The sequence below is a fragment of the Modestobacter altitudinis genome (assembly GCF_005930475.1).
Lineage (GTDB): Bacteria > Actinomycetota > Actinomycetes > Mycobacteriales > Geodermatophilaceae > Modestobacter > Modestobacter altitudinis.
The window spans coordinates 57509-74829 of the sequence record NZ_SJEW01000017.1 but is presented as its reverse complement, the minus strand read 5'-3'; the positions used below and the strand labels follow the sequence as shown (position 1 = coordinate 74829).

The following is a 17321-nucleotide window of genomic DNA, read 5'->3' as shown; positions in this document are numbered from 1 at the left end:
CCTCCTCCCCCGTCCGCCGCTGCCCCGCAGCGTCCACCGCTCCGACGCAGCAGCAGGAACAAGGTGCTGGGCGGCGTGTGCGGTGGCCTGGCCGAGTACACCGGCGTCGAGGCCCTGGTCTGGCGCATCGGCTTCGTGGCGCTGGCGCTGGTCGGCACGGGCGTGCTGCTCTACCCGCTGCTGTGGGTCCTGCTGCCCGCCGACACGGCCCCGGCCGAGTCCGCCCCGGCACCCCGCCTGCGCGAGACGCTGCAGAACGGCCGGACCTCGAACCGGTAGTCGCTAGACGCGGCTGAGCGGCCGGTCCTCCGCCGTCCGTTCCTGACGGTCGTCCACCAGCGGAGACGGCTCGACCCGCAGCACCCGGGCCAGCCAGGCCGGCAGCCACCAGTTCCACCTGCCGAGCAGGCTCACCAGCGCCGGCACCAGCAGCGCCCGCACCAAGGTGGCGTCGATGAGGATGCCGACGCCGAGCGCCGTCCCGATCACCTTGATGTCGGTGCCCGGCGAGGACGCCAGCGCGGCGAAGGAGAAGAACAGGATCAGCGCGGCCGAGGTCACCAACCGGCCGGTGCGCCCGAGCCCGGTGACCACCGCCTCCCTCGTGCTGCCCGTGGTGTCGTACTCCTCCCGCATCCGGGCGAGGATGAACACCTCGTAGTCCATGGACAGCCCGAACAGGAACGCGAAGATGATCACCGGCAGCCAGAAGGTGATCGCGCCGGTCGCCGCCACGCCGAACAGCGCCTCGGAGCCGTGGCCCTCCTGCCAGAAGAACGTCACCGCGCCGAACACCGCCGCCAGCGACACCAGGTTGAGCAGCACCGCCTTGATGGGCAGCAGCAACGACCGGAAGGTGCGCACCAGCAGCACGAAGGTGATCACCGCGATGAGCGCCAGCACGTACGGGAAGGTGTCGTACACCGCCGAGAAGTAGTCCTGCACGATCGCGCCGGTGCCGGCGACCCCCACGCTGCCGTCGGTCGCGCTCTCGACGGCGGTGCGCACGTCGTTGACCACCTCGATGCTCTCGCCGTCGACCGTCTCGTCCTCGGGGACGACGTCGATGACGGTGGTCCCGTCGTTGCTGCCCCCGATCACCGCCATCCGGACGCCGGCCACGTCGCCCGCCGCACCGAGCGCGGCCTCGGCCTGGTCGTCGGGCACCAGCACCTCGATCGGGGTGAGCACACCGGTGCCGACACCACCCTGCTCGAGCTGCTGCAGGGCGTCGTACGGCGGCCCGCTGCTGGCCAGGGAGGCACTGTTCGCCTGACCGATCTTGAGGCCGAACACCGGCACGACGACCAGCGCGAGCAGCACCGCGGCGACGCCGGTGGCGATCCAGCGGCGGCGCACGATGAGGCGCGCCCAGGCGGTCCAGCCACGGGCCGCGACCGCGTCGTGCCGGATCCGCGGCCAGTCGACCCGCGGCCCGATCTTGGACAGCAGGGCCGGCAGCAGGGTCAGCACCACCGCCACGCTGACCAGCGGGATGAGCATCCCGCCCAGGCCCATGCTCCGCAGGAACGGCACCGGCACGATGATCAGGGCCAGCAGGCTGATCGCGACCGTCACGCCCGAGGCGAACACCGCGTGCCCGGCCGTCCGGACGGCGACGACGACGGCCTCGTCGTTGCTGCGGCCGTGCGCCCGTTCCTCGCGCCAGCGGGAGACCAGCAGCAGCGAGTAGTCGATGGCCACGCCCAGCCCGACCAGGGCGATGAGGAACTGCACGACGAAGCTCACGTCGGTCAGGTAGGTCAACCCCAGGACCAGCAGGAACGTCGTCAGGATCGACACCGCGGCGATCAGCAGCGGGACGAGGGCCAGGAACGAGGCGAAGACGAACAGCAGGACCGCCAGCGCCCCGACGGCACCGAAGAGGGTCTCCACCAGCACGCTGGGCCCTTCGGTCTCCCCGCCGGCCGACAGCAGCACGTAGGACGTCAGCCCGGTGTCCAGCCCGGCCGCGGCGGCCGCCTGCTCGAACGCGGGCTGCACCTGGGCCTCGATGCCCGGTCCGAAGCCCGCGGGCATCGGGCCCTGGACCAGGGCGAAGGTGCTGCGCCCGTCGTCGGTGACGAACCGGTCGTCCCCGGTGCTGGCCAGGTCGACCACCCGGACCGAGGGCACGGCGGCGCGCAGCGCGTCGAAGACGCCCGCGACCTCGGCCTGCCGCTCCGCCACCGAGCTGCCCGCCGGCACGGTCAGCACCGGCACCAGGGTGTCGGCGGTGCTCGCGCCGAACGTCGCGATCAACTGCTCCTCCGCCTCGTAGCCGGGCTGGCCGGGCAGCGAGAAGTCGAAGGTCAGCCGGTCGGTGACCGGGCCCGCGGCCACACCACCGGCCACGAACAGCACCAGCCAACCGAGGACGACGAGCAGGCGGTGGCGCAGGACGAACCGGGCGAGGGACTCCACAACGTGCTCCCTGGGCAGCCATGGGCAGGTGGTCGTGCGTCTGGCCCCCGTGGCGGGGGACGCTAGCGGCGGCCGGCGGCCCGTGGAGCGGCCCGAACCGCACGGTCCTGTTCTCCCCCGACCCGTCCGGCGCGTCCCCGGGACCCACCGCGCCGGGCGAGCACCTGGCTGACGACGTTGGCTCCCACGATGGCCGCGATGCCGCACCAGGCGTCCCAGGGCAGCGTCTCCCCCAGCACGACGAGCCCCACGACCGCGGCGAGCACCGGGTTGATGCTCATGAACACGCCGTAGGCACCGGCCGGCACCCGGCGCAGCGCCCGCAGGTCGACGGCCAGCGGCACCGCGGAGGCGAGCACCCCGGCCGTGACGGCGCAGAGCACCGTCGCCGGCGAGGGCGGCGTGGTGACCAGCACGTGGACCCCGAACGGCACGAAGACCAGGGCGGACAGGCCGGCAGCGGTCGCCGGGCCGGTGCCGCCGGGCACCCGGGTGCCGATCCTCCGGTTGACCAGGATGTAGGCCGCCCAGCACGCGGCCGCGAGCAGGCCGCAGGCGATCCCCACCGGGTCGGTCGTCGGCTGGGGCCGGCTCAGCACGACGACGCCGGCGGCGGCGACCAGGGCGCAGAGCAGGTCGACGCGGCGGCGCGACGCGGCCAGCGCCACCGCGAGCGGCCCCAGGAACTCCAGGGTGACCGCCAGACCGAGCCCGACCCGGTCGACCGCCGAGTACAGCGACAGGTTCATCGTCGCGAAGACCACGGCGAGCAGCAGCACCGGCCGCCACTGGGCCGCGGTCAGCCGCCACGGCCGGGGTCGGGTCGCGGCGACCAGCACCGCCCCGGCGACCCACTGCCGGACGGCCACCACGCCCAGCGCGCCGATCACCGGGAACGCGAGCGCCCCGACCGCTGCCCCGACCTGGTTGGACAGCGCGCTGCCGACCATCATCGCCACGCCCGCCGCCGCTCCGGACGACCGGGCCGGGGCGGCAGCGTCCGTGCGGTCGGCGGAACGCTGGACGGGCTCGACGATCGGTTGCACGACCCGACCCTGCCCGTCGCGACACCGTGCGCAAAATGCAATCGGCGTACCGGTCATACGCTCAACGCATGGCCGTCGAGCTGCGTCACCTCCGCTGCCTGGTGGCGATCGTGGACGCCGGGACGCTCACCGACGCGGCTGCGGAGCTCGACGTGTCCCAGGCCGCCGTGTCCCGCACCCTGGCCGCCCTGGAGGCCGAGCTGGGCACCCGGCTGCTGCGGCGCACCGCCCGCCAGGTGAGCGTGACGCCGGCCGGCGAGCGGGTCCTGGGCCGCGCCCGCCGGGTGTTGGCGGCGGTCGACGACCTGGTGGCCGACGCGGCCGGGCACGCCACCCGGCTGCGGATCGGCTACGCCTGGTCGGCGATGGGCCGGCACACGGTGGCCTTCCAACGGCGCTGGGCCGTCCTGCACCCGGACACCGAGCTGCAGCTGGTGCGCACCAACTCCGCGACCGCGGGCCTCGCCGAGGGCGCCTGTGACCTCGCGGTGCTCCGCGTGCTGCCCGACGCGCGGCGCTTCGCCAGCGCGCTGGTCGGTTCCGAGCGCCGGCTGTGCGCCCTCGCCGCCGACGACCCCTGGGCCCGCCGGCGGTCGTTGCGGCTGGCCGAGGTGGGCGAGCGCACGCTGGTGATCGACCGGCGGACGGGGACGACGACCCCCGACCTGTGGCCCGCCGACGCCCGCCCGGCGGTCGAGCACACCTCCGACGTCGACGACTGGCTGACCGTCATCGCCGCGGGCCGCTGCGTCGGCGTCACCGCCGAGGGCACGGCCGCGCAGTACCAGCGGCCGGGCGTCGTCTACCGGCCGATCCGGGACGCCGAGCCGATCGCCGTCCGGCTGGCGTGGTGGCGGGACGACCCACCCGCCACCGCGGCCGCCGCCGTCGCCCTGCTGGCCGAGCTGTACCGGGAGGGCCGAGGAGGGCTCCCCATCGCGGCCGCGCCGGGCCAGGATGCCGGGGCATGAAGTACGTGATGAGCTACCGCGCGGTCGAGGACTTCCTGCCACTGGCCCAGCAGCACGGCGCGGCGCACGTCGCCCGGCTGCACGAGTTCCGCGACCGCGGTCTGCTGCTGATGGTCGGCACGTTCGACGAGCCGATGAACGGCGACGCGATGGGCGTCTTCACCACCCGCGAGGCGGCGGAGGAGTTCATCGCCGGCGACCCGTTCGTGCGCAACGGCGTGGTCGCCAGCCACTCGGTGCGTCCCTGGGACGAGGTCCTGCAACCGGGGTGAGCTGCGAGCATCGCGGCATGACCAGCCCTCCCGCACCGCCGTTCGAGCCGTGGCCGGCCCTGCCGCTGGAGCAGTGGCAGGACACCCGGGACACCCTGCACCTGTGGACCCAGGTGGTCGGCAAGATCCGGCTGGCGCTCGCACCCGCGGCCAACCACTGGTGGCACGTCCCGCTCTACGTCGACGCGCGCGGGCTGACCACCTCGCTGATGCCCTACCGGGGCCGCGGCCTCGAGGTCGTGTTCGACCTGACCTCGCACGAGCTGCAGCTGCTCAGCACCCTCGGTGCGCGGCGGCGGATGAGCCTGGGACCCCGCAGCGTCGCCGACTTCACCGCGGAGTTCCGGTCGCACCTGCGCGCGCTCGACGTCGACGTGCCGATCCACCCGGTGCCGGTCGAGGTCAGCGAGGCGATCCCGTTCGACCAGGACACCGAGCACGCCAGCTACGACGCGGACGCCGTCCACCGCTTCTGGACGTCGCTGGTGAGCGCGCACCGCGTGCTGAGCCGGTTCCGCGGCGAGTTCCGCGGCAAGGCGAGCCCGGTGCACTTCTTCTGGGGCGCCTTCGACCTCGCGGTCACCCGCTTCTCCGGCCGGCCCGCACCACGGCACCCCGGCGGGGTGCCGCACTGCCCCGACTCGGTCATGGTCGAGGCCTACAGCGACGAGGTGTCCAGCTGTGGGTACTGGCCGGGGGGCGCCGCCGAAGGCGTCTTCTACGCCTACGCCTACCCCGAGCCGGCCGGCTACCGGACCAGCCCGGTGGCCCCCGGGACGGCGACGTTCGACGAGGCGCTCGGCGAGTTCGTGCTCCCCTACGCCGACGTGCGGCAGGCCGCCGACCCCGACGGCCACCTGCTGGACTTCCTCTCCTCCACGCACGCGGCGGCCGCCCGCACCGCCGGCTGGCCGACGACCTGAGCCGATCGGTGCGCGGCGACGTCACCCGGAGGGGTGATGCCGCTGCGCGCGGACGGCGCCCGGGCTCGCGGAGCGGGCACCGGGTGTCGTTGAGGGACCACACGGCAGGTCGGTGCACAGCAGCAGGGAGGCAGGGCGATGAGGGTCGCGTTCTCGGTGTACGGCCTGCTGTACGTCGTCATCGAGGTCGTCGGGTACCAGCTGGAGCGGGTCAGCTGGCCGGAGATCACCGCCCTCGACGTCGCCACCGCGGTGACCAACGCATTGCTGACCGTCGCGGTGCTGGTCGCCGCGCTGGTCGCCGTCGACGTGCTGGGCCACCGCTGGCGCCGCCACCGGCGGGCGCTCGCCGCGGAGCGCGCCCCGCTGGCCGCGCAGGAGTGGGCCGACCTGGAGCCGCTCACCGTGCACGCCTGGCGCCCGGAGCCGCTGGCCCTGCCCGCTGCGCCCCCTCCGGGTCCGAGCGGTCCCGCCCGGACCGCCTACGCGCCGAACGCCTGGTCCCGTCGCGCCTGGCCCGACCCGGCCGCTGCGGACGCCTCCGGCCGGCTGCTCTGAGCGGTCCCGACCGGCCGGTTGAAGGAAGTTCGGGCACCGGTTGCCCACGGAGGGCATCTAGCCGCTAGTGTTCTCTTCGTCGGGAAGGCCCTGCGCTCTGGCAGGACCCCGACGCACGACCTCAGCTAGGAGCGAGCAATGCCCGAAGGAACAGTGAAGTGGTTCAACGCAGAGAAGGGGTTTGGCTTCGCCACCCCGGACGGCGGCGGCCCGGACGTCTTCGTCCACTACTCGGCCATCCAGACCAGCGGGTACCGCTCGCTCGATGAGGGCCAGCGCATCTCGTTCGACATCGAGCAGGGCCAGAAGGGCCCGCAGGCGGCGAACGTCAACCCGGTCTGATCCTCAGACCGAGGAGCTGAACGCAGCCCTCTCGAACCACCGACAGTGCCCCCGCCCGGGAGACCGGACGGGGGCACTGTCGCGTTCGGCGTCCGACCCGGGTCAGCGCTGCCGGGGCACGTACCCGCCGATCAGCGCCGACATCAGCAGCGCCCCGTCGTCCGGGCCGAGTGCGGCCGCCGCGTCGGCCATCGCGCGCCAGCGGCTGCGCTCGACCTCGGTCATCGCCCCGGTGGCGCGCGCCTCGAGCTGCTCGAGCAGCCGCTCCCACTCCCCCTGCGGCGTGGGCCAGAGCCCGGCGAGCCGGCGGGCCTCGGCGGAGATCGCGGTGAACCGGACGATCTCCCCGGCGTGGTTGGTCAGCGCCTGCGCGTACCCGGCGGTGACCAGCGCGTTGGCGGCGGAGACGACCTGCGGCCGTGGCAGGCCGCTCGCCGGGACGACCGCCCCGAGATAGGGCGCGCTGCCGTGCGGCGGCTCGTCGATCAGCCGCGCGATCGCGCGGAGCACGGGGAGGTCGCGGGTGAACCAGGTGTCGGCCAGGGGCTGCGGGGTGCTCATGGATCCTCTCGGCGGACGGCGGCGCCACCGGGGCGCGGCGCCGCGCCCACGGTACGAGCACCGCACGAGCGGTCGGTGCGGCGACGTCCCGACCGGCTCCTGCTCGTTCGTCTGCCCGGCTCACTTCGTTACCGGATGTTGACCGTTCGTAGCTCGGAGCACTGAGAGGATCGAGCGGTCCCACCGCGCGCACCGAGGAGTCCCGTGTCCCTCTCCCGCGCCCTCGCCCCTGTCCTGCTCCGCCCCGTCGTCCTCGGCCTCGCCGTCGGGGCGCTGGCGACCGGCGGCCTGACGACGGTGTGCTCCCCGGCGGCGGCCGCGCCCCCCGGGGTCGTTGCCGCCATCCCGGAGCCCGCGAGCGGGTCCCCCGGGGACGCCACCGCGGTGATCAGCGACCCGGCACCCTTCCGCGGCGACCGGGTCACCGTGAGCGGCACCGGGTTCACCGCCGAGGAGAAGGTCACCGCCTCGCTGCCCTCGCGCAACCAGGGGCAGCTGGGCAGCGCGGTCGCCGACGGGGACGGACGCGTGTCCATCCCGGTGAGCGTGCCGACGACCCTGCCCGACGGCGACCAGGAGGTGCTGCTCACCGGCACCTCCGGCGAGCGGGCGAGCACCGGCTTCGCACTGCGCCCGCTGCTGGAGGACGTGCTCGACCGGTTCCTCCGGTGGTGGCCGGCACCTGGGGCCGACGGTGGCTGACCCCGCCGGGACGCGTCGCTGACCAGGCGGGACGGCCCCGCCGCACGGCTGGCGGAGCCGCCGTACCGTGGGTGCATGACCACATCCGCCCACCAGCCCCAGGTCGTCAAGAGCGATGAGGAGTGGCGCGCCCAGCTGTCGCCGGAGGAGTACGCCGTCCTCCGGCAGGCGGGCACCGAGCGGCCGTGGACCGGTGAGTACGTCGACACGAAGACCGTCGGCGTCTACTCCTGCCGGGCGTGCGGCGCCGAGCTCTTCCGCTCCGGGACCAAGTTCGACTCGCACTGCGGCTGGCCCTCGTTCTACGAGCCCTCGGCCCAGGACAACGTCGTCCTCCGCGACGACACCGCCTACGGGATGGTCCGCACCGAGGTGCTCTGCGGCAGCTGCCACAGCCACCTGGGTCACGTCTTCGCCGACGCCCCCCAGACGCCCACCGGCGACCGCTACTGCATCAACTCGGTGAGCATCGCGCTGCAACCCGACGAGGGCTGAGTTCGGCCCCCGTCCAGAGGCTCGCCCCGAGCTCGCGAGGGGTGAGGGGGACTGGGGTCCTTTCTCAGGGCAGGTCGGCGACGAGCTCCGCGACCTGCTTGCGGGTGCCGGTGTAGAACGGCACCTCCTCGCGGACGTGCCGGCGGGCGCGGCTGGCCCGCAGGTCGCGCATCAGGTCGACGATGCGGTGCAGCTCGTCGGCCTCGAAGGCGAGCATCCACTCGTAGTCGCCGAGCCCGAAGGAGGCCACCGTGTTGGCGCGCACGTCGGGGTAGGGGCGGGCCTGCATGCCGTGCTCCTTGAGCATGTCCCGCCGCTCCTCGTCGGGCAGCAGGTACCACTCGTAGGAGCGCACGAACGGGTAGACGCAGACGAAGCGGCGCGGCTCCTCCTCGGCGAGGAAGGCCGGGATGTGGCTGCGGTTGAACTCCGCCGGGCGGTGCAGCGCCATCTGCGACCAGACCGGCTCCAGGTGCCGGCCCAGGGCGGTGCGGCGGAACCGGCCGTAGGCCTCCTGCAGCGCCTCGGGGGTCTCGGCGTGCCACCAGATCATCAGGTCGGCGTCGGCCCGCAGGCCCGCCACGTCATAGACCCCGCGGACGACGACGTCCTTGCCGGCGAGCTCCTCGAAGAGGGCGGTGACCTCGTCGGCAGCGGCGCCGCGCTGGTCGTCGGCGAGCGGTCGGGCCTTGAAGACCGACCACATCGTGTAGCGGATCTGGGCGTTCAGCTCGTTCGCCCGCTTGCCGATGCTGCGCTCTCCGGTCTGCTCGCTCATGCGCCCATTGTCGCGCGCCGCGCTGTGCGTCGTCCCGGGGGCCGCAGCACCAGGGCCACGCCGACCGTCGTGACGACGACCCCGGCCAGCGACAGCAGCGGCAACCGCTCGCCGAACAGCAGATGGGCCTCGACCGCCGTCGCCGGCGGTACCAGGAACAGCAGGCTGGAGACGCCCGAGGCGCTGCCGCGGCGCAGCAGGAACAACAGCAGCAGCACCGCGCCGAGCGACAGCGGCAGGACCAGCCAGACCAGGGCGAGGACGAACTCGGCGGTCCACTCGATCGCCATGTCCTCCGTGAGGCGGGCGACCGCGACCAGCGCGAGGGCCGCGGCCGCGTACTGCACGGCCGTGCCCGACAGCAGCGGGATGTCGTCCCCGTGCTGCTTCTGCCACAGCGTGCCCGCCGTTCCGCACAGCAGCGCCACCAGGCAGGACGCGACCGCGACCGGCGGGAGGGCGCCCTCCTCCCCCGCGGCGGCCGCCAGCCCCGGGGCCAGCACCAGGACGACGCCGCCGACGCCGAGGGCGAGCCCCAGCCACTGCACGGCCACGAGCCGCTCACCGAGCAGCCGGGTGGCCAGCGCCGCGGTGAGCACCGGCTGCAGGCTGGTCACGACCGCCGCCACGCTGGCCGGCAGACCGGCGTGGATGGCTGAGAAGACGCCGCCGAGGTAGCCGGCGTGCAGCAGCAGCCCGGCCACGCCGGCCCGGCCGGCCTGCGTCCGGTCGGCCGGCCAGGCGGACCGCAGGACGGCGGTCAGGGCGGCCAGCAACGCGCCGGCCAGCCCCAGCCGCAGCGCCAGGAAGGTCAACGGCTCCGCGTAGGGCAGCCCGTACTTCGCGCCGACGAAACCGGTGCTCCACAGCAGCACGAACAGCAGCGGCGCGGCCGTGATGGCCGCGCTCCGCACCCGGGCCGGTGCGCTCACCGGAGCCCGGTGACGGCCCGGCGCGCGTCCCGGATGCAGGCCGGGACGCCGACCCCGCCGTACGCGGCACCGGCGACCGCGAGCCCGGGCACGGCGCCGACCGCCGCGCGGATCGCCGTGACCCGCTGCGGGTGCCCGACCAGGTACTGCGGCAGCCCGTCGACCCACCGGACGAGGTGGGTCTGCAGCGGCGCCGGGCGCTCGAGGTCCAGCAGCCCGGCGACGTCGGCGACCACCGCGGCGGTGAGGTCGGCGTCGTCCCGGCGCAGCGCGGCGTCGTCCCCGAACCGGCCGACCGACGAACGCACCCGCAGCACACCGCCGAGGTGCGGCCACTTCGACGAGGAGACGGTCACCCCCTTGACCAGCCGCCCGGTCACCGGCGGCACGAGCAGCCCGGAACCGGCCGACACCGGCTGCTCGGCGAACGCCATCGCGACCACGGCCATCGACGCGTACGGGATGCCCTGCAGCGGCTCGACCGCGTCGGGGGCCAGGTCGGTGAGCAGCCGGGCGGTCGGCGCGGCCGGGGTGGCCAGCACGACGACGTCCGCGGTGAGCGTCGCCCCGCCCTCGACGTCGAGCTCGAAGCCGCCGGCGACCCGGCGCAGCGCGGTGACCGCCGTGTCCAGCCGGACGTCGGCGCGCGCGGCGGCGGCCAGCGCGGCGGGCAGCGAGCCGATGCCGTCGCGCACGGTCACGAACACCGGCCCGCCGACGTCCCCGCGGCTGCGGGCGCCGGCGTCCCGGGCGGCGATCGCCGCGCCGAGCACGGACGTCGACGCGGGCAGCTGAGCGGCCAGCGCAGGCATGGTGGCGGCCAGCGAGAGGTCGTCGGGGCGCCCGGCGTAGACCCCGCCGAGCAGCGGCTCGACCAGCCGGTCGACCACCTCGTCACCCAGCCGGTCACGCAGCAGCCGGCCCACCGAGACGTCACCGTCCAGCCGCAGCGGGGGCAGCTCGGCCTCGGCGCGGACCCGGGCGACGCCGTCCGGGCTCAGCACGCCGGCCAGCCCGTCGGCCGACGTAGGCACGCCCTGCAGCGTCCCGGCCGGCAGCGGGAACCGGCCGTCGGGCAGCACGATCGAGGCCTGCGTCGTCCGGGCCGGCACGATCTGGTCGGCCAGCCCCAGCACCTCGATCAGCTCGACCGCCTCCGGCACCCGGGCGAGCACCGCCTCGGGCCCGGTGTCGTACCAGCGGCCGGCCAGCTCGACCCGGTCGAGCTTGCCGCCGATCCGCGGTCCGGCCTCCAGCACGACGACCTCGTCGTCGGGGTGGGTGCGGCGCCACTCCCAGGCGGCGGTCAGCCCGGTGATGCCGGCGCCGACGACGACCAGGCGGCTCATCTGGCCGACAGCTCGTGCACCAGCTCGACGACGTGGGTCAGGACGCCGGGGTCGGTGTCGGGCAGCACGCCGTGACCGAGGTTGAACACGTGCCCCCGGGCGGCCCGGCCCTGCTCGACCACCCGGCGCACCTCGCGGTCGACGGTCTCCCGATCGGCCAGCAGCACCGCGGGGTCGAGGTTGCCCTGCAGCGAGAAGCCCGGCCCCACCCGGCGGGCGGCCTCGTCCAGCGGCACCCGCCAGTCGACGCCGACGACGTCGGCACCGGCGTCCCCGATCAGCGGCAGCAGCTCCCCGGTGCCGACGCCGAAGTGGACCTTCGGCACGTCCCGGTCGCCCAGCGCGTCGAGGACCGCGCGGGAGTGCGGCAGCACCCGGGTGGCGTAGTCGGTCGCCGACAGCACCCCGGCCCAGGAGTCGAACAGCTGCACGGCGCTGGCCCCGGCGTCCACCTGCACCTGCAGGAACGTCGCCGCGCTGACCGCCAGGCGGTCCAGCAGCCGCCGCCAGGCCTCCGGCTCGGCGTACATGAACGCCTTGGTCCGGGCGTGCTCCTTGGAGGGGCCGCCCTCGATGAGGTAGGTGGCGAGGGTGAACGGTGCCCCGGCGAAGCCGATCAGCGGCGTGCTGCCCAGCTCCGCGACCAGCCGGCGCACCGAGGTGGCGAGGAAGTCCAGCCGGTCGGGCTCCAGCGGGGGGAGCGCGTCGACGTCGGCGACCGACCGGACCGGGGAGGCGACGACCGGACCGACGCCGGGCTTGATCTCGATGTCCATCCCGGCCACGACCAGCGGCAGCACGATGTCGGAGAAGAGGACCGCCGCGTCGACGCCGTGCCGGCGGACCGGCTGCAGGGTGATCTCGGTGACCAGGTCGGGGTCCTGGCAGGCCTGCAGCATCGCGGTCCCCGCCCGCAGTGCCCGGTACTCCGGCAGCGACCGGCCGGCCTGGCGCATGAACCACACGGGCGTGCGGTCGACCGGGAGGCCACGGGCCGCCCGGACCAGGGCGGAGTCGGTGGCCGGACCTGCTGCTGTTCCCACGACCGCCGATCCTCCCAGACGCGCCGGACGGCGGCGCGGGCCGTCGGTCGGCCCAGCCGCCCCACGGCCGGGTCACGGGCAGGCCACAGCGGCGCGTCGGGACGCCACATCCGTCCCACGGCGACCTACCCTGCGGCCGTGGCCCAGCAGCGCAAGCGTCCGGCCGACGGCGTCGAGCCGCCCGTGGCGCAGAAGCCCGCGGAGTTCCAGGCCGCCCTGGAAGCGCTGGCGACCGTACACCCGCGCCCGGGGATCGTCCTGGAGCACATCCCGGCGCCGCAGCGGCTGGCCCCGTTCTCCCTCGCGATCGGCGTGCACGTCGGCGACCCGGCCGACGAGGAGGAGGAGCTCGCCAGCGGTCGCTTCATCCTGCTGTTCGACCCGGAGGGCCACGAGGCCTGGCAGGGCACCACCCGCTGCGTCGGCTACCTCTCCGCCAGCACCGACTCGGAGATGGTCGACGACAGCATGTTCTCCGAGGTCGCCTGGAGCTGGCTGACCGACGCCCTCGCCGAGCACGGCGCCGGCCACCACGCCATCGGCGGGACGGTCACCCGCACGGCGTCCACCCGGTTCGGCTCGATCGCCGCCCCCGAGCACTCGGTCGACGTGGAGATCCGGGCCTCCTGGACGGCGGAGGGCACTGACCTGGACAAGCACCTGACCGCGTTCCTCACCGTGCTCGGTACCGCTGCCGGCCTCCCGCCGCCCGGCATCCACCTGCTGACCTCGAACGGGCAGACTGCCGACACCGGTGCCTAGACTCGTCGGCGTACTCCACTCGGCGTAACCAGGGATGGGCCGAGTGCGCGGACACGCCGGATCGGGTCCCGGGTGGTCAGCTGATGGCCGCTCGACTCCCGACCGGCCCGACGGCGGGAGACTGCGTGACCCTGGGTCGACTGTGGTCCGACGGCGTCCTGTTCGGCCCGCACGCCGGTGCGCTGGTCGTCGACCCCTCCCCGTTGGTCCGCGAGGCACTCGCCGGCCGGCTGCGCGGACTGGGTGCCCGGGACGTCGAGGAGGCCGCCTCGCTGGAGGAGGCCCGGGTGCGGGTGCACGTCTCCGGGCCGCGCGCGCTCTGCCTGCTGGAGGCCGACCTCCCCGAGGCGGGGCCCGACGCCGGCAGCCGCGGCGGTGACCACGGACGGGGCCTGGAGCTGCTCCCCACGCTGCGCACCGAGGGGTGGCCGGTGACCGTCGTCCTGACCTCGGTGACCGACCCCGCCGTCGTCCGGGACGCCTTCCTGGCCGGCGTCCAGGGGTACGTGCTGAAGACCAGCCCGCTGGCCACGCTCGCCGAGGGCCTGCGGGCGGCGCTGTCCGGTGAGGTGTTCGCCGACCCGGGCATCGCCAGCAGCCTGGCCCAGGGGCTGACCCAGACCGGGGTGGAGGAAGCTGTCGGCGAGCTCTCCGCGCGCGAGCGGGACATCCTGCGGCTCGTCGCCGACGGGCACACCAACAAGGAGATAGGCGAGATGGTCGACCTGTCGGCACTGACCGTGAAGAGCCACCTGGCGCGCATCGCGCGCAAGCTGGGCACCGGCGACCGGGCGCACATGGTGGCGCTGGGCATCCGTTCGGGGGTCATCCACTGAGCGCCGACCAGACTCCCGCCGTCCCGCAGCTGGAGTTCACCGAGCCGCTGTCCGAGCCGCTGCCGGAGACGCCCGTGGTCGGGGAGCCGGTGATCGAGCCGGTGGCCGACCCGGTGTCGGACGAGGACGCACCGACGGCCGTCCCGCTGCTCGCGCCCCGGGACGGGCTGCTGCCGGTGATCGAGACCTCCACCGCGCTGGTCGCCTACGCCGACGCGCTGGCCGCGGGCAGCGGCCCGGTCGCCGTCGACGCCGAGCGCGCCTCGGGCTACCGCTACGGCCAGAGCGCCTACCTGGTGCAGCTGCGCCGCGCCGGTGCGGGCACCGGGATGATCGACCCGGTGCCGCTGCCGGACCTGTCGGCCGTGCAGGCCGCCATCGGGGACGCCGAGTGGGTGCTGCACGCGGCCAACCAGGACCTGCCCTGCCTGGCCGAGCTGGGCCTGGTGCCGTCCCGGCTGTTCGACACCGAGCTGGCCGCCCGGTTGGCCGGGCTGCCGCGGGTGGGGCTCGGTGCGGTCGTGGAGTCCCTGCTGGGACTGTCGCTGCAGAAGGGCCACTCGGCTGCGGACTGGAGCACCCGGCCGTTGCCGGAGGACTGGCTGGTCTACGCCGCACTGGACGTCGAGGTGCTGGTCGAGCTGCGGGACGCGCTCGCCGGCATCCTCGCCGAGCAGGGCAAGACCGAGTGGGCGCGGCAGGAGTTCGAGGCGATCCTGGCCGCCGGCCCCCCGGCACCCAAGGTGGACCCGTGGCGGAAGACGTCGGGCATGCACGGGCTCCGCAGCCGGCGGCAGCTGGGCATGCTGCGGGCGCTGTGGCAGGCCCGGGACGAGCTGGCCCGCCGCCGGGACATCGCCCCGGGCCGGGTGCTGCCGGACACCGCCATGGTCTCGGCCGTGCAGGCCGACCCGAAGACCGAGGGGGCGCTGCTGGACCTCCCGGTCTTCCGGGGCCGGGCCAACCGCAGGCTCGTCGGCACCTGGTTCGGTGCGCTGGTGCGCGGGCGGGAGCTGGCCGACGCCGAGCTGCCGCTGCACAGCAAGCCCGGCGAGGGACCGCCCCCGGTCAACCGCTGGGCCGACCGCGACCCCGCGGCGGCTGCCCGGCTCAAGGCCGCCCGGGCCGCACTGGCCGAGGTGTCCGAGCAGTGGTCGGTGCCGGTGGAGAACCTGCTCTCCCCCGACCTGGTCCGCCGGCTGATGTGGACGCCGCCGGCGCCGGCGGACGCCGACGCGGTGGCCGCGGCGCTGCGCGCCGGTGGCGCGCGCGAGTGGCAGATCGGGCTGACCGGCGACCTGCTCACCGCCGCGATCGCCGCCGGCTGACCGCCACGGGCTGACGTCAGCCGGTCCGTCGGTCGCGCCCGGAGCAGGTGATGGCGTGGAAGTCGGCCAGCGGGGCCCGCACCTGCGACGAGCCCTCGTCGACGTCGTACTGCGAGTACTGCACGGTCCCCGGGGTCAGCGTGGCCAGCTGGGCCGGGGTGAACTCGGTCTGGGTCAGTTCGCTGTTCGCGTCCCGGTCGTCGGCGAGGACGACGTGCAGCTCGTCGTCCAGGGGCAAGGTCAGCGGCGTGCCGCGCCAGCCGGCGGGGCCGACCAGGTCCACCTGCGTCGACTCGCTCACCCTGCCCGGCGAGGTCAGGTCGGCGAGGGTCTCGTTGGGCTGCTCACCCCGGTTGGGACCGGCGACGGTGATCCGGTCGACGGAGCCGTGGCACACCTCGGCCACGGCCACCGGGGAGCCGTCGGCGGTCACGGTGATGCCCACGGCGCCGTTGACGTCCGGGGTCCGGGAGCACCCGGACAGCACCGCGAGGCCCAGCACCCCGCCCAGGAGCACGGCGGCGAGCTTGCGCACGGTGGCCCAGTTCCGCGCGGTGCCGACCGGGCCCCTGGTCGTCGCCAGCGCGGCGGACAGCGGGCTCTGCAGCTGCCCGTGCGGACACCAGAGGTAGAGCTCGCGGCCGTCGACGGTGAACACGTCGTCCTCGGGGTCGACGGCGGCGAGCCGCTCCCGGACCTCGGGCGGGACGGGTGCGTTCGAGAAGGACACGACGTAGCGGCTCGGGTCGGTGGCGACCGACCCGAGCGGGTCCTTCGCGACCACCGCGAGCAGCTCGTCCCGGGTGCGGACGACGACGGGGACGGCGAACCCGAACCGCTGTTCCAGCGCACGCTCGACCGCGGACCCGAGCTCACCTGCCGGCCGGTCGGAGTCGAGCACCACGTTCCCGCTCTGCAGCAGCGTCGCCACCCCGGTGTGCCCCTGGGCGGTCAGCAGCTCGCGCAGCTCGGCCATGGGGACCCGGTGGGCCCGGCCGACGTTGATGCCGCGCAGCAGCACCGCGTACCGGGTCATCCCCCGACCGCCTGGCGTGCCCGCAGCTCCCGCACGGCGGCGCGCGGGTCGTCGGCGAAGAAGACGACGCGCTCGGCCTCCACCGGCCGGCCGTCGAGGCCCACCACCGCACCCGACCGCAGCTGCAGCCGCACGCTTGATTCCCCCAGCACCGACAACGCCACCTGACCGTCCGCCACCTCGAGGTTCTTCGGGTGGTCCACCGTCGTCACCGCCCGGGCGGTGACGACGTCGGCGAGCGGGACGACGAGCTGGCGGAGGTGCCCGAAGCGCAGCACCAGCTCCCCGGGACCGAGCACGTGCGGGCGCTGCTGCAGCCCGAGGGCGAAGCCGAGCATCCACACCAGCGACACGATGCTGAGCACGAGCACGACGGTCCGCACGATCGGCCAGGGCAGCAGCAGGTGGACGACGAGGACCTCCAGCGGCGTGAGGGCGATCGTCACCCAGAGCATGACCCCGATGCGGGAGGTGTACCCGAACGCGAGCTCCCCGGGCAGCACCGCCCGCCGCCGCCGCAGCGCCCACCACAGCGCCTGCCACGTGCCCAGCTCCGACCGGACCAGGGTCACCACCGCCGGGGGCGCCGTGGCGGCCAGGCCGGCGAGCAGTGCCTGGCGGCGCGGTCCGCCGCGCGCCCGCTCGGTCCGCCAGACCCGGCGGAACGCCGTCCACCCGGCCACCAGGACCGCGGCGAACGCAGCCTCCAGCACCACGGCCACCAGCACGGCGACGCCGACCGGGAGCACGCCCGTGACGACGAGCAGCAGCTCGGCGAGCGGCAGGAGGACCGCAGCCCAGGGCACCGCCCGCGCCAGTGCCCGCCGTGCCGAGCGCATCGAGCCTCCCGCTTGCCGGGTACCGGGATCGGGGAGCCTAGGGCACCGGGCCGCCCGACGGGCGGTACGTCACCCGTGTCGAGGAGTGCGCTTGGACCGGCGGTTACCAATGGGTAACTTAGAG

Annotated in this window: 20 protein-coding genes; 11 read left to right on the top strand and 9 right to left on the bottom strand. The window is 74.9% G+C overall.

The window, feature by feature from the left end; translation table 11 throughout:
• The coding region (locus FHL79_RS09005) for a PspC domain-containing protein (protein ID WP_138758264.1) at nt 1–279 on the top strand (279 nt) is incomplete at its 5' end.
• A 3-nt stretch (nt 280–282) separates the two neighbouring features.
• Here the strand turns inward: FHL79_RS09005 and FHL79_RS09000 are convergent.
• Together FHL79_RS09000 and FHL79_RS08995 are read right to left on the bottom strand one after the other, a co-directional pair.
• Nucleotides 283–2424 (bottom strand): MMPL family transporter, encoded by a 2142-nt coding sequence (locus tag FHL79_RS09000; protein ID WP_138758263.1) that lies wholly within the window; start codon nt 2422–2424, stop codon nt 283–285.
• A gap of 62 nt (nt 2425–2486) precedes the next feature.
• On the bottom strand, nt 2487–3470 hold the full coding sequence (locus tag FHL79_RS08995) for an EamA family transporter (RefSeq protein ID WP_218938394.1): 984 nt from the start codon (nt 3468–3470) through the stop codon (nt 2487–2489).
• A gap of 68 nt (nt 3471–3538) precedes the next feature.
• On the opposite strand from FHL79_RS08995, the gene FHL79_RS08990 reads away from it, so the two are divergent.
• The 5 genes from FHL79_RS08990 (at nt 3539) to FHL79_RS08970 (ending at nt 6536) form a co-directional block, all read left to right on the top strand.
• Complete coding sequence (locus tag FHL79_RS08990; protein WP_138758262.1) at nt 3539–4441, top strand: LysR family transcriptional regulator; 903 nt, start codon at nt 3539–3541, stop codon at nt 4439–4441.
• Entirely contained in the window at nt 4438–4713 is a 276-nt protein-coding gene (locus tag FHL79_RS08985; RefSeq protein ID WP_138758261.1) for a YciI family protein, read from the top strand. The genes FHL79_RS08990 and FHL79_RS08985 overlap by 4 nt, the downstream gene beginning before the upstream one ends.
• A gap of 17 nt (nt 4714–4730) precedes the next feature.
• A complete protein-coding gene (locus FHL79_RS08980) occupies nt 4731–5636 on the top strand; it encodes a DUF5996 family protein (protein ID WP_138758260.1) in 906 nt (301 codons plus the stop codon).
• Nucleotides 5637–5774: 138 nt separating this feature from the next.
• Entirely contained in the window at nt 5775–6194 is a 420-nt protein-coding gene (locus FHL79_RS08975; protein ID WP_138758259.1) for a hypothetical protein, read from the top strand.
• A 138-nt stretch (nt 6195–6332) separates the two neighbouring features.
• Nucleotides 6333–6536 (top strand): cold-shock protein, encoded by a 204-nt coding sequence (locus tag FHL79_RS08970; RefSeq protein ID WP_014741881.1) that lies wholly within the window; start codon nt 6333–6335, stop codon nt 6534–6536.
• A gap of 102 nt (nt 6537–6638) precedes the next feature.
• Here FHL79_RS08970 and FHL79_RS08965 read toward each other — a convergent pair whose 3' ends face one another.
• Nucleotides 6639–7097 (bottom strand): hypothetical protein, encoded by a 459-nt coding sequence (locus FHL79_RS08965; protein WP_138758258.1) that lies wholly within the window; start codon nt 7095–7097, stop codon nt 6639–6641.
• 204 nt (nt 7098–7301) lie between these two features.
• Between FHL79_RS08965 and FHL79_RS08960 the strand changes: the two genes are divergently transcribed.
• Both FHL79_RS08960 and msrB read left to right on the top strand, forming a co-directional pair.
• The gene (locus FHL79_RS08960; RefSeq protein WP_138758257.1) at nt 7302–7799 is read left to right on the top strand and encodes a hypothetical protein; all 498 of its coding nucleotides are present in this window, start codon (nt 7302–7304) and stop codon (nt 7797–7799) included.
• 75 nt (nt 7800–7874) lie between these two features.
• Nucleotides 7875–8294 carry a peptide-methionine (R)-S-oxide reductase MsrB gene (gene msrB, locus FHL79_RS08955; protein WP_138758256.1) on the top strand — a complete coding sequence of 140 codons (420 nt, stop codon included), beginning with the start codon at nt 7875–7877 and terminating at the stop codon, nt 8292–8294.
• A 64-nt stretch (nt 8295–8358) separates the two neighbouring features.
• Here the strand turns inward: msrB and hemQ are convergent, their stop codons facing one another.
• Genes hemQ through hemE form a run of 4 tightly spaced genes read right to left on the bottom strand, consistent with a single transcriptional unit; the run spans nt 8359 to nt 12396 of the window.
• Entirely contained in the window at nt 8359–9072 is a 714-nt protein-coding gene (gene hemQ, locus FHL79_RS08950) for a hydrogen peroxide-dependent heme synthase (RefSeq protein WP_138758255.1), read from the bottom strand.
• Nucleotides 9069–10004: a DMT family transporter gene (locus FHL79_RS08945; protein WP_138758254.1), complete on the bottom strand. Its 936-nt coding sequence runs from the start codon at nt 10002–10004 to the stop codon at nt 9069–9071. Before FHL79_RS08945 ends, hemQ begins: the two co-directional genes overlap by 4 nt.
• Nucleotides 10001–11353, bottom strand: a complete 1353-nt coding sequence (gene hemG, locus FHL79_RS08940) for a protoporphyrinogen oxidase (RefSeq protein ID WP_138758253.1) — start codon at nt 11351–11353, stop codon at nt 10001–10003. The genes FHL79_RS08945 and hemG overlap by 4 nt, the downstream gene beginning before the upstream one ends.
• Nucleotides 11350–12396, bottom strand: coding sequence for a uroporphyrinogen decarboxylase (gene hemE, locus FHL79_RS08935; RefSeq protein ID WP_138758252.1), 1047 nt, complete (start codon nt 12394–12396; stop codon nt 11350–11352). Before hemE ends, hemG begins: the two co-directional genes overlap by 4 nt.
• 138 nt (nt 12397–12534) lie before the next feature.
• Between hemE and FHL79_RS08930 the strand changes: the two genes are divergently transcribed.
• The 3 genes from FHL79_RS08930 to FHL79_RS08920 all read left to right on the top strand — a co-directional run bounded on the left by FHL79_RS08930 (nt 12535) and on the right by FHL79_RS08920 (nt 15322).
• Entirely contained in the window at nt 12535–13158 is a 624-nt protein-coding gene (locus tag FHL79_RS08930; protein WP_218938393.1) for a DUF3000 domain-containing protein, read from the top strand.
• Nucleotides 13159–13283: 125 nt separating this feature from the next.
• A complete protein-coding gene (locus FHL79_RS08925; protein ID WP_138758251.1) occupies nt 13284–13994 on the top strand; it encodes a response regulator transcription factor in 711 nt (236 codons plus the stop codon).
• 74 nt (nt 13995–14068) lie between these two features.
• Nucleotides 14069–15322 carry an HRDC domain-containing protein gene (locus FHL79_RS08920; RefSeq protein WP_246080540.1) on the top strand — a complete coding sequence of 418 codons (1254 nt, stop codon included), beginning with the start codon at nt 14069–14071 and terminating at the stop codon, nt 15320–15322.
• Nucleotides 15323–15338: 16 nt separating this feature from the next.
• Here FHL79_RS08920 and FHL79_RS25750 read toward each other — a convergent pair whose 3' ends face one another.
• Together FHL79_RS25750 and FHL79_RS08910 are read right to left on the bottom strand one after the other, a co-directional pair.
• Nucleotides 15339–16358, bottom strand: coding sequence for a DUF1697 domain-containing protein (locus FHL79_RS25750; RefSeq protein WP_246080538.1), 1020 nt, complete (start codon nt 16356–16358; stop codon nt 15339–15341).
• The gene (locus tag FHL79_RS08910; protein ID WP_138758249.1) at nt 16355–17197 is read right to left on the bottom strand and encodes a hypothetical protein; all 843 of its coding nucleotides are present in this window, start codon (nt 17195–17197) and stop codon (nt 16355–16357) included. Before FHL79_RS08910 ends, FHL79_RS25750 begins: the two co-directional genes overlap by 4 nt.
• Nucleotides 17198–17321 lie beyond the last annotated feature (124 nt).